The sequence below is a fragment of the Achromobacter sp. GQ309 genome, assembly GCF_059759315.1.
Genome location: NZ_JCAXDP010000005.1, coordinates 395,704 through 408,483 on the forward strand (window position 1 = coordinate 395,704; position 12,780 = coordinate 408,483).

Here is a 12,780-nt window from a genome sequence, read left to right on the forward strand (position 1 = left end):
GTCAGGCTTCTTCTTCGTGATTCTTGAATTGCGAGGCGAAATTGCAGGGGCGGTGGCCACTGTCGAGCTGCTCGCGAAGGATCTTTGTCCAGGCGGTCTCGCAGGCGTTGTTCGAGCCGGGCAGGCAGAAGATCAGCGTCTGATTGGCCGACCCCGCGAACGCGCGCGACTGGATCGTGGAGCTGCCGATCTCGGTGTAGGAGATCTGGCGGAAGAGTCCGCCAAAACCCGGAATCTCGCGGTCCAGCAGCGGCAGGATGGCCTGCGGCGTGTGATCGCGATGCGAGAAGCCCGTGCCGCCGGTGGTCAGGATGACCTGCACTTCCGGGTCGGCGATCCAGTCGCTGATTACGCGGCGGATCTGGTAGATGTCGTCGCGCACGATGTCGCGCCGCACGCACTGATGACCGGCCTGCGCCAGGCTGTTCGCCAGCAGGTTGCCGGACGTGTCATCGCCCGCGCTGCGGGTGTCGCTGATCGTCAGTACGCCGCAGCCCAACGGGACCGGGATGGCTTCGCTCATGGATTCTCCTTTTTGTCGGCAGTGTCTTCGTCCCAGGCGTCCGTGCGGTCCTGGTCGGATTGGCGCTGTTCCACCCAGAAGCTGTCGCCGCCCGCCAGGGTTTCGCGCTTCCAGAAGGGCGCGCGCGTCTTGAGCGCGTCGATGATGTATTCGCAGCCGCGGAAGGCGTCGCCGCGATGGGCGCTGGCCGCCGCCACATACACGATCTGCGCGTTGCGGTGCAGCGCGCCGACGCGGTGGACGATGACCGTGCCGGCCAGATTCCAGCGCGCGCGGGCGGTGGCGGCAATATCTTCGAGCTCGCGCTCGCACATGCCCGGATAGTGTTCAAGAAACAGCGTGTCGGTGGGCGTGTCCGGCGCATAGTCGCGCACGTAGCCCACGAATGTGACGATGCCGCCCACGCCGGGGCCGGCGGATTCCCGCAGCGCGGCGGTGAGCGCCGCGCTGTCAAAGTCGGCTTCCTGGACGCGGATCATGGCGTCAGCCTCCGGTGACCGGTTCAAACACCGCGACTTCGTCGCCGGCGCGGATAGCGGCGGTGGGCTTGGCGTGCGTCTGGTTGATGGCCAGCTTCAGGCGCGTGGCCGGTTCCAGCTGGGGATAGCGTTCGCCCAGCTCGGCCAGCAATTGCGCGCCGGTGGATTCGCCCTGCACGGGCCAGGTTTCGGTGCGCTTGCCGACCAGTTCGGCCACGCGCGCGAAGTACAGCAGATTAATCGTTGCGCCATTCACCGCTTTTACCTCCCGCCTTGTACTTAAGGCGAACTTGTTCGATCACGATGCCTTTGTCGGCCGCCTTGCACATGTCGTAGATGGTCAGCGCGGCCACGCTGCACGCCATCATGGCTTCCATCTCGACGCCCGTCTTGTAGCTGGTGCGGCAGGTGGACAGGATGTCGATGCGATGCTCGGCGTCGTTCAGGGCGAATTCCACGCCGACGAACGACAGCGGCAGGCTGTGGCACAGAGGGATCATGTCGGCGCAGCGTTTGGCGGCCAGGATGGCGGCCACGCGCGCCGTGTTCAGGACCTCTCCCTTGCCTTGGCCCGGCTGGGTCAGCAGGCCATAGGCCACGGCGTTCATGCGGATGCTGGCGGCGGCGACCGCCACGCGCTCGGTGTCCGTCTTGGCGATGACGTCGACCATGCGGACCTGGCCGGCTTCGTCCAGGTGACTCAAGGTGGGGGTGGTCTCGGACATGGAAATCGGGATCAAGAATTGTTAATGAATGAAAAGAGCGGGGCCGGGCAAGCCGGCCGGGTCCGCTGTTCCGCCTATGATAGACGAGCAGTAAAGGGGGCGCGATAATCGCGCCTGCAGTCAGTGGAAGGTTGGATCGCCTTCAATATGTATCAGGAGACTTTCAATGCCCGTGCGGATGCCCAAGCTACGGTTCACCCGACGCGCCGGCAAGATTCTCCTGGGTATTGTGGCGTTCGTGCTGATTCTGTTTGGCGTTGCGGCCTGGCAAGTGCCAAAGGTGCTGCACGGCGTCCTGACTGACGATGTCTCGAAGATGATCGGCCGCGACGTTTCCGTCGGCAGGATCACCTTCAATCCCTTCACGCTGACCGTCCGCGCGCAAGACCTGGCCGTGGCGCAGCCCGGCGCGCAGACGCCGTTGCTGACCTTGGCCGAACTGGATGCCAGCGCATCGTGGACATCGCTGTTCTGGTTTGCACCGGTGGTCGATCGTCTGACGCTGCGGCAGCCTACCATCGCCATCGTCCGCGAAGACGTCCTGCGCTTCAATTTCTCTGACATAGAACAACGCGTCGCCGAATTGGCCGCCGCCAAGCCTGACGAGCCGCCCAAGCCGGACGAAGGCCTGCCGCGTTTTTCGCTGAACAACATGGTGATCGAGAACGGCACGATCACGCTGGACGACAAGGTCACCGGCCGCAAACAGGTTGTCGACGAGTTCGCCATCGGCATCCCGTTCATCTCGACCTTCGGCTATGCCACCGACATCGACGTGCAGCCGCGCCTGCACCTGCGCATCAACGGCAGTCCGTTCGACCTGACCGGCGTGGCGCGTCCGTTCGACGTGGTGCCTTCATCCACCTTGCGCGTGGCCTTTGACGGCCTGCAACTGGAAAAGTGGGCGGACGTCTGGCCCATGCCGCTGCCGTTCAAGGTCGAGAGCGCACTGCTGGATTCGAACCTGCAGGTCGTTTTCGAACAACCCAAGGACGCGCCGCCCAAGATCCGCGTCGTCGGCGATCTGGGCTTGCGCCGTCTGGACGTGCGCGATCCGTCCGGCGGCAGTCTGGCCGCGTGGAGTGCGTTGACCGTCAGCCGGCTGGAACTGGAGCCGATCGCGCGGCAGGTGTATATCGGCGAGGTCGGGCTGTGGGCGCCGCAGATCCATGTGCGGCGTCATGCGAATGAGCACTTGAACTGGCAGGATGTTGTCGCCGGACTGAAGGCGCTGGGCGGGGTGGAGCCGACCGCCACGCCTGTCCGCGATGAAATGCGCAAGGCCAGCGGGCTGAAGCCGCTGGCTGCGGGCGGGGCGCCTGCATCGGCGGGGACACCTGCCGCGGCAGGTGCGCAGGCGCCGGGTACGCAATCGCCTTCGACCTCGGCCCCCGTCGCCAAGGCAGACGCCGGGACGGGGTCAACGGCGCAAGCGCCCACCGGACCAGCGTCAGGCGCGCCACGCCCCGCTGACCCGGCCGGCACTGCCCCGACGGCGGCTGGCACTGCCCCGACGGCGGCTGGCACTGCCCCGACGGCGGCTGGCACTGCCCCGACGGCTGGCGCTGCCCCGGCCGCCGACACTGCCGCCGCTAGCGCGCCCACCCCCGCACCCGCCGAATGGCAAGTCACGCTCGACGCCTTCAACCTCCACGAAGGCGAGGTCTACGTCACCGACGCGGTCAGCAAGCTCGACTACGTGATGACCGGCTTGGCCGCCACTGTTGAAGGCGTCGAACTGCCGCAGCAGCCGGACCGGCCCATCAACCTGTGGCTGACCATGGACAACAGCACCGATGGCGGCTGGCTGCGCGCCAAAGGGCCGCTCGTCATCAAACCGCTGTCGCTCGACATGAACGTGCGCCTGGGCAACGTGGCGCTCGCGCCGTTGGCGCCCGCCGTGCGTAGCGCTGCGCCGATCAGCCTGCTTGACGGCCGACTGGGCGCCACCGCGCAGGTCCACGTGCGCGAAAAAGGCGGCGCGATCGACGCATCCGCCACGGCCGTGCAAGCCGACCTGACACAGTTCAAGGCCCGTGACGAATCGCTCAAGCCCGCGCTCGACATCGCAATGCAGTCCTTGCGCATCACCGCCGACCGCCTCGCCATGGGCCCCGGCCAAAGCAACTTCACCCTGGCCGCTGCCGGCGTCCAGGGCGACGGCAAGCTGGACCTCAAAGGCGTCTTCACCCCGCAGCCGCTTACCCTCAAGACCGCCGTCGACCTCTCCGGCCTGAACGTCGCCAGCTTCGCGCCGTACTTCGCCTCCAGCCTGAACGCCACCGTCCGCGCCGTCACGCTGGGCGCCAAGGGCAACGCCGAATTCATCGCCGCCGCCGGCAACGCCCCGATGAAGGCCGCCTGGAAGGGCGCCGTCGACGTCACCGACCTGGATCTGCAAGACCGCGTCAACAAGGACGACTTCCTGAACTGGAAGCGCCTGGGCTTCGCCGGCATGGACATCTCCGTGGCGGGCGACAAGATCGGCGCCAAACTGGGCGACATCGCGCTCGAAGACTTCTACGGCCGCATCCTGCTCAATGCGCAAGGCCGGCTCAACGTCATGGACCTGGTGGCCGCGCCCGGCCAGGCCGGCGGCTCCATCACGCAGGACACGCAGACCCCAGGCCGCAGCGCCGATACGCCCGCCGCGCCGCCTGCACCCGCAGCGCCTGCGCCGTCCGCCAAGGGCAGCCGGGCAAGCGCCATGCCGGACATCTCGGTCAACAGCGTTACGCTGACTCGCGGACGCATGACCTTCACCGACCGCTTCGTCAAGCCCAACTACGTCGCTGAACTGTCCAGCATCGAAGGCGGCATCACCGCCGTCTCTTCCACCAACCCGCAGCCTGCCAAGGTCAAGGTCACGGGACGGGTCTACACCACCGCGCCGCTCTCCATCAGCGGCGTCGTGCAGCCCTTCGCCCAATACCTGACCCTGGACCTCAAGGCGTCCGCCAAGGGCGTCGACCTGCCACGCTTCAACACCTATTCGGCCAAGTACGTCGGCTACCCCATCAAGCGCGGCAAGCTCTCGGTAGACCTGGAATACAAGATCAAGAACCGCGCCTTGCAGGCCACCAACCACGTCGTGCTCAACCAGCTCACCTTCGGCGACAAGACCAACAGCCCCGACGCCACCAAGCTACCCGTGCTGCTGGCCGTCGCGCTGCTCAAGGACTCGCGCGGCAACATCGACATCAACCTGCCTATCTCCGGCTCGCTCGACGACCCCGAGTTCTCGGTCGGCGGCATCGTCGTGCGCGTGCTGATGAACCTGGTCGTCAAAGCCGTGACCTCGCCCTTCAGCCTGCTCGCGTCCGCGTTCGGCGGCGGCGAAGAACTGTCCTACGTCGAATTCGCGCCCGGCAGCGCCGTTCTCACCAAAGACACGATCCAGCGCATCGATACCCTTACCAAGGCGCTCACCGACCGCCCGGCCCTCAAGATGGACATCAGCGGCCGCGCCGACCCCAAGACCGACTCGGAAGGCCTGCGCCAGGCCTGGGTCGACGCCCAGATCCGCGCCGCCAAGGCCGCCGACGTCGCCCCGCGCGGCAAGAAGCCCGATCCCAAGGGTGTCACGGTCTCCAGCGCCGAACGTGCCAAGTACCTCGAAGACGTCTACGATGACGCAGACCTCAAGGACAAACCGCGCAATTTCATCGGCATGGCCAAGTCCGTTCCGGCCGCGCAGATGGAAGCAATGCTGCGCGCGGCGGCCCCGGTCGGCGAGGATCAACTGCGCCAACTGGCCGATGCCCGGGCGCAGGCGGTATATGAGAAGTTGCAAGCCCAGGAAGGACTCGCGGACCGCGTGTTCATCGTTGCGCCGCAGCTGGACGCCGATGGCATCAAGGACGAGGGGCAACCCTCACGCGTGGACTTCTCCCTGAAGTGAACTCGGCAGGCCCGGGCAGGGACGCGAGGCGCGTCCCTCCGTGCCCGTCTTTTACCAGGAGATTTTTCGATGAAAGACCAGGACGACGCGCACTTCGACAGCCTGCTCCCGCCCTTGCGGCTGGACCGGCGAGGCTTCCTTGCCACCACCGCGGCGGCAGGTTTCTCGCTGGCGGCAGGCCCCGTGGTGGCGCAAACCGCCATCACCACGGACGCCAAGGGCCTCGTGGCCGGCAAGATCGAAATCCCGACCTCCGACGGCAAGATCCCCGCGTTCCGCGCCGCGCCGGATGGCAAGAAGAACCTGCCCACGATCATCGTCGTCCAGGAAATCTTCGGCGTGCACGAATACATCCAGGACGTCTGCAGGCGCCTCGCTCACCAGGGCTACCTCGCCATCGCGCCGGAACTCTATGCGCGCCAGGGCGACCCGTCCAAGTACACCGAAATCCCCAAACTGCAGGCCGAAATCGTCAGCAAGGTCCCCGACAAACAGGTCATCGCCGACCTGGACGCCACCGCTGCCTGGGCCGCCGCCAACGGCGGCAACCCCGACCGTCTGGGCATCCTGGGCTTCTGCTGGGGCGGCCGCCAGGTCTGGCTCTACGCAGCCCACAACCCCAAACTCAAGGCCGGCGCCGCCTGGTACGGCCAGTTGGCGGGTGACCCCACCGAACTGAAACCCAAGTCGGCCCTGGCCATCGTCAACGACCTGAAGGCCCCGGTGCTTGGCGCCTACGGCGGCAAGGACGCCGGCATCTCCCAAGCCGACGTCGACCGCATGCGCGTCGAACTCGCCAAGGGCTCCGCGGCCGCCAAGGCGTCTCGCATCGACATCTATCCCGAAGCCGGTCATGCGTTCCACGCCGACTATCGTCCTTCGTATCGCAAGGCGGAAGCGGAACAGGCGTGGACGCGGATGCTGGATTGGTTCAAGCAGAACGGGTTGTAAGGGACAACTTTCCCGAAGGCTCAGCTATCGGGCCAACTTTGACCTGCTCGGGTCAAGGTTGGCCCGATTTTCTTTGTTTGTTTTCAAGTGCTTGAGAAATGTCGGGCCATTATTGGCCCGAAAAGCCAGTGGAAAGAACACTTTTAGGAATTCGGGCAATTCAATATTGGAGGGCTTTGCGGAAAGGCTTGGCTAAGCGGTTGATAAGAAAGAACAACGCGATCGACACGACCAAGTTGGCACAGACTTTGCATTGGGGACATGGTCATCGCCGGAATCAGCCATGCCCATTCAATCCGATCTGCGCTTCACATTCACCATTGGCGACAAGTCCTTTGAGGTCGTCGAATTCACGCTACAAGAAGGCCTGTCCCAGACCTTCCTGCTGGAAATGGAACTGGCCAGCTCAAATCCCGCCATCGACTTCGGTGAGGTGCTGGACCGCGCCGCGTTGCTCACGATCTGGCACGGCGACACGGCGGTGCGCTACGTGTACGGCGCGGTCTCGTCGTTCGTCCAAGGCGACACGGGGTTTCGCAGGTCACGCTACTCCGCCATCGTCGAGCCGCGTCTGGCGCGCCTTTCGCTCAGTTCCGATTGGCGCATCTTTCAGTCCCAAACCGTCCCGCAGATCGCTGAGGCGGTGCTCAAGGCGCATGGGCTGACTCAAGACTACGAGCAGCGCAGCACCACCGAGCATCAGGCCCGTGAGTACTGCGTGCAAGCCGGCGAAACGGACTATCACTTCATCGAGCGCATCATGCGCGAGGAAGGCTTCTTCTATTCCTTCCGTCATAGCGCTGAGGGCCATCAGCTTGTCCACAGCGATCGCCTGTTCATTCATGGACGCGTGGGCGATGAGCCGGTTCTGTACAACCCCGTCCCCGGCGGCGACCAGCCGCAACCCGCGCTGCGACGTTTCGCATACACCGAAAACGTACGCACCGCGCGGCAGACCCAGCGCGACTACACCTTCCACCATCCCCGGTACACGCACCAGCACAGTCGCGATGGGCGGGGTTTGGACCACCAGGGCCGCCGCTACGAACGCTATGACTATCCCGCACGCGCCAAATTCGACGAGGCCGGTAAGCCCTTCGCCGAGAACCGCCTGCGCGGGCATCGCCGCGATGCCCGCATTGCCGTGGTCCATGGCGATGACCCGCGACTGCAGCCGGGTATCTCCTTCACGCTCGCCGGCCACCCGTGGGAAGACATGAACCGCGGCTGGCGCCCCGTGCGCATTGTCCACCGCGGAATCCAACACACGAGTCAGGCCGAGGAAAGTGCACAAGCCCAGTTGGGAACGCACTATCGCTACGAGGCCGAGCTGGTCCCGGATGACGTCGAGTGGCGCGCGGAACCGCTGCCCAGACCATGCATCGACGGCCCGCAGAACGCCATGGTGGTCGGGCCGCCCAATGAAGAAATCTACACCGATGAGTATGGAAGGGTGAAGGTCCAGTTCCCCTGGGACCGTCTCGGCAAGGAGGACGAACACAGCTCCTGCTGGATCCGAGTCTCGCAGAACATCGCCGGCGCGACGTGGGGCCACATGGCCATCCCGCGCATCGGCCAGGAGGTCATGGTCTCTTACTTCGATGGAGATCCGGACCAGCCTGTCATCACCGGCCGCGCGTACAACCGCCTGCAATTGCCGCCCTACGAACTGCCGCGCCACAAGACGCGGATGACCATCAAAAGCAAGACCCACAAGGGCGAGGGGTACAACGAACTGCGCTTCGAAGACGAGAAAGACCAAGAAGAAATCTACGTCCACGCGCAGAAGGATCAGAACATCCACGTCAATCACGACGAAACCACGTTCGTCGGCCATGACCGCAGCGAGCAGGTTGAGCACGATGAAACCATCAGCATCGGCCACGACCGCAAGGAGACCGTGGGCAATGACGAACATGTGAACATCGGCCAGGACCGGCGGCACGACATCGGGCGAGATGACTTTATAACGGTGGGTCGTAACCACACCATCTACACCGCCAAGGACCGCACTGAAGAAGTGGGCAACAACCGCCGCGACAAAACCACGGCGAATCATTGGGTGAACATCGGCGGAAACCACGAACAGACGGTTGAAGGGCACGCCGAGTTACAGGCCGGACATGCGATTCGTCATCGCACCAAAGTCTACGAGATCCAGGCAGGGGAGAGCCTCTCTCTCAAAGGACCGGGAGGATCCATTCGAATCGACGGTTCGGGCATCACGCTCGATGGAATCAAGATTCAGATGAAGGGGCCGATGCGCCAACAGAGCGGCGGCGCGAGCCCGATTCCGGCTCCGGTGGGCGTTCCCGCGCCGGGCCTGCCTTTCGACGTGCTGTGCATGAAGCGCAGCGATGGCAGTTGCCCGCGGTTGGACTGCCCGTGTGGCAATTTCCAGGGAGGCTGACATGTTGATGGCCCTGGACCAGGTGACGCAAGCCGAACTGAATCCACCTTCGCTGGCCACCTTTCTGCTGCTCGAAACAGAAATTCTTGACGAGTGGCTGATGCGCCAGCCGGACTCGCCGGAGCGCTCCACCATTAGTGACTTCGTACGCAAAGTCGACTATGCCACTTCCCTGCGTTGGGTCTGGAGCGACACCGAGTACGACAGCCACCACACGAATGGGCCGATCCTGGTGCAGTACCAATCGGATTCTCGTCTGCTAGAGCATTTTATGGACCCCTGGGCTTCCACGGGTGGAGCGGTATTCCTGGCCTCGTCCCGTCCGATCGACGAGGTAGTAGCCCAACTGCGCGCGGTCCTGTTCGTGCTGATGCCCAATGGCAACAAGGCACGGTTCCGGCTTCAGGAGACAACCGCCCTCGCGAGCGTGTTGCGAGCGCTTGAACCCTACAGAGCCGGGGCGCTGCTGGGTCCGATTCAAGAGCTGATCTGGCGGGAGAACCTCGGACCGGAACATCAGTGGTGGTGCTATCGCCAACCAGATGGCCCGTGCCCGGTACAAGGCGGCTTCCAATTCAATCACTCAGAAATGACCGCCATCGATGCGGGGCTGACTGACCAGCACCTTCGCAGGCACATCGCGATCACCCGGCGAGCACCCCACAGTTTTCGCGACGACCCGCGCCAGCAGACCGGCGTGTGGATGGAGCACCTCAAAAGCTGGGGATTCAAAGAGTTCTCACATCTGGACGCCGCCTTGGACGCCTTCCGTCATCCCGCTTACCGACGGTGCGCGGCGACGGTCGTTGCGCTGTTGCAGGACACGGCGTTGACACCGGGCGCCCGCGCCGCACAGGCAATGAATCACCTGATGACCGAAGGACACTGATCATGGCAGCAAGCATTGGCTACTGCAGCACCAACGAAAGCTGCAAGGTCCGAATCCCCTTGTTTCCACTGCGCTATTCCGCGCATCCACGGCCCAAGGGTGGCGCCGACTATGCCTATGACGCGGCGTCGCTGGAGACTGGCTTTCAGAAGCTGGACCACGCGCAGTATGGATTGCGTTGCGTGGGCGCGGGATTCGTCTATCTGTTCGATGAGACCGAGGGTACGGTGTTCGTGTGGCGGGTCAACGAAGAGAACGGTCAATTCGTCGAGCTTCTGTCCAGGAATCGCTCACTGGAAGCGGCGCTCGGGGGCTATAAACCGGGACGCTCCCTGTCCCACATCTGGGCGAATGAGCGTTCGGTAGTCCACATTCTATTGACGGACACGCTCCTGACCGAACGAAAAATCCGCGAAATCGAATCGAACCAGGACGGCATCCGGGCAAAGCTGGCAACGACCATTGACATGAAGGCTTGGGCGGACAGCGCGCCATCCAGAAACACCTTTGCAGCAAGCCGGCTAGGCGAACTGGTGGAGGAGTTCAAGGGCACCGATCTCAGCTTTTCGCCCTGGCGCATCAAACAGTCGGCACCTTCCGCTCAGCCATTGATCACGGGCATGATAGCGGTAGCCCCTGCCAGGCAGATCGCGGTCGTCATGCACGACAACATTGCGCTTGTGCAGGATCTGGGCGGCATATTCCACGTATCTCGCTCGGAGATGGAGGCACACAACTCGGCGCCTGATGCTTCAAGCAAGGGCGACGATATCCAGCGCTATCGCAAGACTATCATCGCTCGGTTGATCGGACGGATCTACGAGGCAGCCTATGCCAACAGCAAGGGAATAAATCTGCAGGATAAGGCGGGTCAGGAGAAGCTCGACAAGGCCCTCAAGCGCGATATCGACGAGTACGAGTACAAGCGCAAATGGTTGGAAGACAACCTTGCAGTTCAGGAGCGCGAACCGGCGAGGTATCGGCCGTCTTCGTATCCCAGCGCCAAGGCCCAGCTGGATGCCATGCCCAAAGACCCAGTAGGCCAACGGGCGGCAGTTCTAGCGCTCAATGCCGAGCGCTATTCCAGGCATGTGAAGGAAGACGAGCGGGTCGCCTACTTGAAGAATTTCGAGCGCGAGCTGGAACAGCGGCACATTGCCGTGCTGGACCACAAGAATGACCGTTGCGCCTGGTTGAAAAGCTACCGGCAGAGTGCGAAACCTGCGGACTTTGGCGCAACCTTTCTGCGCTACGACCTTACCGACCCAGTGGCTTCAACGAGCCATGCCACGGCCTTCAGCCATTGCGTCGAAGGCATGATCTGGGGCACAGCAACGACGCCCGCCGGCAAGAAGGACCACGAAAGAGCGCTGTTCGGAGAATGGTGGGCGTTGCCATGGAAGCAAAACCCGATCCTGGAGAACCTGGGGCATGACAAAGGCTTCGGGGACATGCTTGTGGAAAACAAGGCTGACGTGCTCGTAGACACGGCAGCCGGCAAGGTGTTTGCCGGTCTCGTGAGATTCGTGGCTGTTCAATACCTTATGGAGCAGGTCGGGGTCTATACCTTGACCCGTGCCCCGAATTGGCGCGGCGCGGTCCGAAATAGTGTGGATGCCCTTATTCATCGGTTGGCAGGCACAGGCAGTGAGGCTGACGCCGCGCATTTGCGTGGCCTGCTCGAAGAACGCTACGGGGATCGCATCGTTGGACGCAGGCTGACGCTGGAAGAGGGCTACGCGCGGCTCCAACAAGCATCGGGTGTTCGAGGGCTGACTGCTGAAGGGTCGATTGCCCAACGCGCCGGGAATGAAATTGTCCTATTGGAATGGGAGGGTTTGACGCCGCTTACGCGATATGCGAATCCCTTTTTGCAGGTGTTTGAAGGGGGGGCTGCAAGTGGCGTCGCGGTTCTGAGTATGTGGAATTTACTTAAAGCCGCGGAAGATTATCGGTTGGGGGTGAACTCGAACGACCTGGCAACACAATCCAACCTATATGCGGCGGTCGTCGGAACGGGGAGCGCTATAAACGGTGCGTTAACATCGACACGTCCCGTAATACCAAGACTTTTAAATTCAGTCACGGTTGCAGGGCGGCTGCTTAATCGAATGGCTAGCATTTTTGCTGTTCGCCTTTTCGGTTATGCGGGGGCCTTTTTCGATGCTGCCACTCACTGGTTAAAAGCATGGGGGCAGTGGCGGATTGGAAATAGCTCCGCGGCAACCTATTACGCATTTGCAGGCATTGGCATCGCACTCGGTGGGGTCGCCTTGACGAACGCCGGTGCAGGAATAATTTCTACCGGAATTGGTTTGGCAGGGGCTTCAGCCGGATTTCCTGTTTTTGGCTGGATTGTTGCGGGAGTGATTTTCCTGGGGCTCGGTCTTTGGTGGTTATTTCGAGCCGACGATTCCCGGTATTCGGAACTGGAATTCTGGTTCAATAACGGAACTTTTGGAAAGCACATTTCCATGGGGCGCGAAAACGTGATTTATCCGACGCTTGAGGCGGAAAACAAGGCATACGTCGAAATAAACTATGCACCCAGAAAAATAGAATCCGAGTGGAAAGTGATTGGGCTTGATAGGTTGGTTGTTCAGGTGGCATATCCCTTAAAGGGCGACATTCACCGTCTTCAAATTCACAATCAAACGTCGTCAGGGTCTGTTGACGCTTTGAACGACCTCACATCGAAAATTAGCTTGAGCGAAGATGCTCCTGAGGAATTGATTGCTGGCGGGTCCCTTCGTACTTACGTCATTGCTGGCTTAAGCAGCAAGGTTGCGTTTGACCTACGGTTGACGGCCGCATACACGCCGGAGGGATATAGTGAGCCTCTCACTGCAAAATATTCCTTCACGCAGAAGGATGCTCCTTGGTATTACTGATCGATTTCAAT

Annotated in this window: 9 protein-coding genes; 5 read left to right on the top strand and 4 right to left on the bottom strand. The window is 62.4% G+C overall.

Annotated elements, in window-relative coordinates; genetic code table 11:
- Position 1: 1 nt before the first annotated feature.
- The 4 genes from moaB to moaC are packed head-to-tail and all read right to left on the bottom strand — an operon-like array spanning position 2 to position 1,727.
- The gene (moaB, locus tag AC6CIE_RS18065; RefSeq protein WP_498093212.1) at positions 2–523 is read right to left on the bottom strand and encodes a molybdenum cofactor biosynthesis protein B; all 522 of its coding nucleotides are present in this window, start codon (positions 521–523) and stop codon (positions 2–4) included.
- Positions 520–1,002 carry a molybdenum cofactor biosynthesis protein MoaE gene (locus tag AC6CIE_RS18070; protein ID WP_175124513.1) on the bottom strand — a complete coding sequence of 161 codons (483 nt, stop codon included), beginning with the start codon at positions 1,000–1,002 and terminating at the stop codon, positions 520–522. The genes moaB and AC6CIE_RS18070 overlap by 4 nt, the downstream gene beginning before the upstream one ends.
- A 4-nt stretch (positions 1,003–1,006) precedes the next feature.
- Positions 1,007–1,258, bottom strand: coding sequence for a MoaD/ThiS family protein (locus tag AC6CIE_RS18075; RefSeq protein WP_175124514.1), 252 nt, complete (start codon positions 1,256–1,258; stop codon positions 1,007–1,009).
- A complete protein-coding gene (moaC, locus tag AC6CIE_RS18080; RefSeq protein WP_175124515.1) occupies positions 1,239–1,727 on the bottom strand; it encodes a cyclic pyranopterin monophosphate synthase MoaC in 489 nt (162 codons plus the stop codon). Before moaC ends, AC6CIE_RS18075 begins: the two co-directional genes overlap by 20 nt.
- A gap of 166 nt (positions 1,728–1,893) precedes the next feature.
- Between moaC and AC6CIE_RS18085 the strand changes: the two genes are divergently transcribed.
- The 5 genes from AC6CIE_RS18085 (at position 1,894) to AC6CIE_RS18105 (ending at position 12,769) form a co-directional block, all read left to right on the top strand.
- Complete coding sequence (locus AC6CIE_RS18085; protein WP_498093214.1) at positions 1,894–5,628, top strand: DUF748 domain-containing protein; 3,735 nt, start codon at positions 1,894–1,896, stop codon at positions 5,626–5,628.
- 69 nt (positions 5,629–5,697) lie between these two features.
- Complete coding sequence (locus AC6CIE_RS18090) at positions 5,698–6,579, top strand: dienelactone hydrolase family protein (RefSeq protein ID WP_175186282.1); 882 nt, start codon at positions 5,698–5,700, stop codon at positions 6,577–6,579.
- A gap of 283 nt (positions 6,580–6,862) precedes the next feature.
- Positions 6,863–8,989, top strand: a complete 2,127-nt coding sequence (locus AC6CIE_RS18095; RefSeq protein ID WP_498093216.1) for a type VI secretion system Vgr family protein — start codon at positions 6,863–6,865, stop codon at positions 8,987–8,989.
- A gap of 1 nt (position 8,990) precedes the next feature.
- Positions 8,991–9,878, top strand: coding sequence for a DUF4123 domain-containing protein (locus tag AC6CIE_RS18100; RefSeq protein WP_175124519.1), 888 nt, complete (start codon positions 8,991–8,993; stop codon positions 9,876–9,878).
- 2 nt (positions 9,879–9,880) lie between these two features.
- On the top strand, positions 9,881–12,769 hold the full coding sequence (locus tag AC6CIE_RS18105; protein WP_498093218.1) for a toxin VasX: 2,889 nt from the start codon (positions 9,881–9,883) through the stop codon (positions 12,767–12,769).
- The last annotated feature ends 11 nt before the right edge of the window (positions 12,770–12,780 follow it).

Bases quoted from the DNA above. Each gene is read 5' to 3' on its own strand.
- AC6CIE_RS18070 (WP_175124513.1), bottom strand. From the start codon at position 1,002: ATGATCCGCGTCCAGGAAGCCGACTTTGACAGCGCGGCGCTCACCGCC.
- AC6CIE_RS18090 (WP_175186282.1), top strand. From the start codon at position 5,698: ATGAAAGACCAGGACGACGCGCACTTCGACAGCCTGCTCCCGCCCTTG.
- AC6CIE_RS18105 (WP_498093218.1), top strand. From the start codon at position 9,881: ATGGCAGCAAGCATTGGCTACTGCAGCACCAACGAAAGCTGCAAGGTC.
- AC6CIE_RS18085 (WP_498093214.1), top strand. From the start codon at position 1,894: ATGCCCGTGCGGATGCCCAAGCTACGGTTCACCCGACGCGCCGGCAAG.
- AC6CIE_RS18100 (WP_175124519.1), top strand. From the start codon at position 8,991: ATGTTGATGGCCCTGGACCAGGTGACGCAAGCCGAACTGAATCCACCT.
- AC6CIE_RS18095 (WP_498093216.1), top strand. From the start codon at position 6,863: ATGCCCATTCAATCCGATCTGCGCTTCACATTCACCATTGGCGACAAG.
- moaB (WP_498093212.1), bottom strand. From the start codon at position 523: ATGAGCGAAGCCATCCCGGTCCCGTTGGGCTGCGGCGTACTGACGATC.
- moaC (WP_175124515.1), bottom strand. From the start codon at position 1,727: ATGTCCGAGACCACCCCCACCTTGAGTCACCTGGACGAAGCCGGCCAG.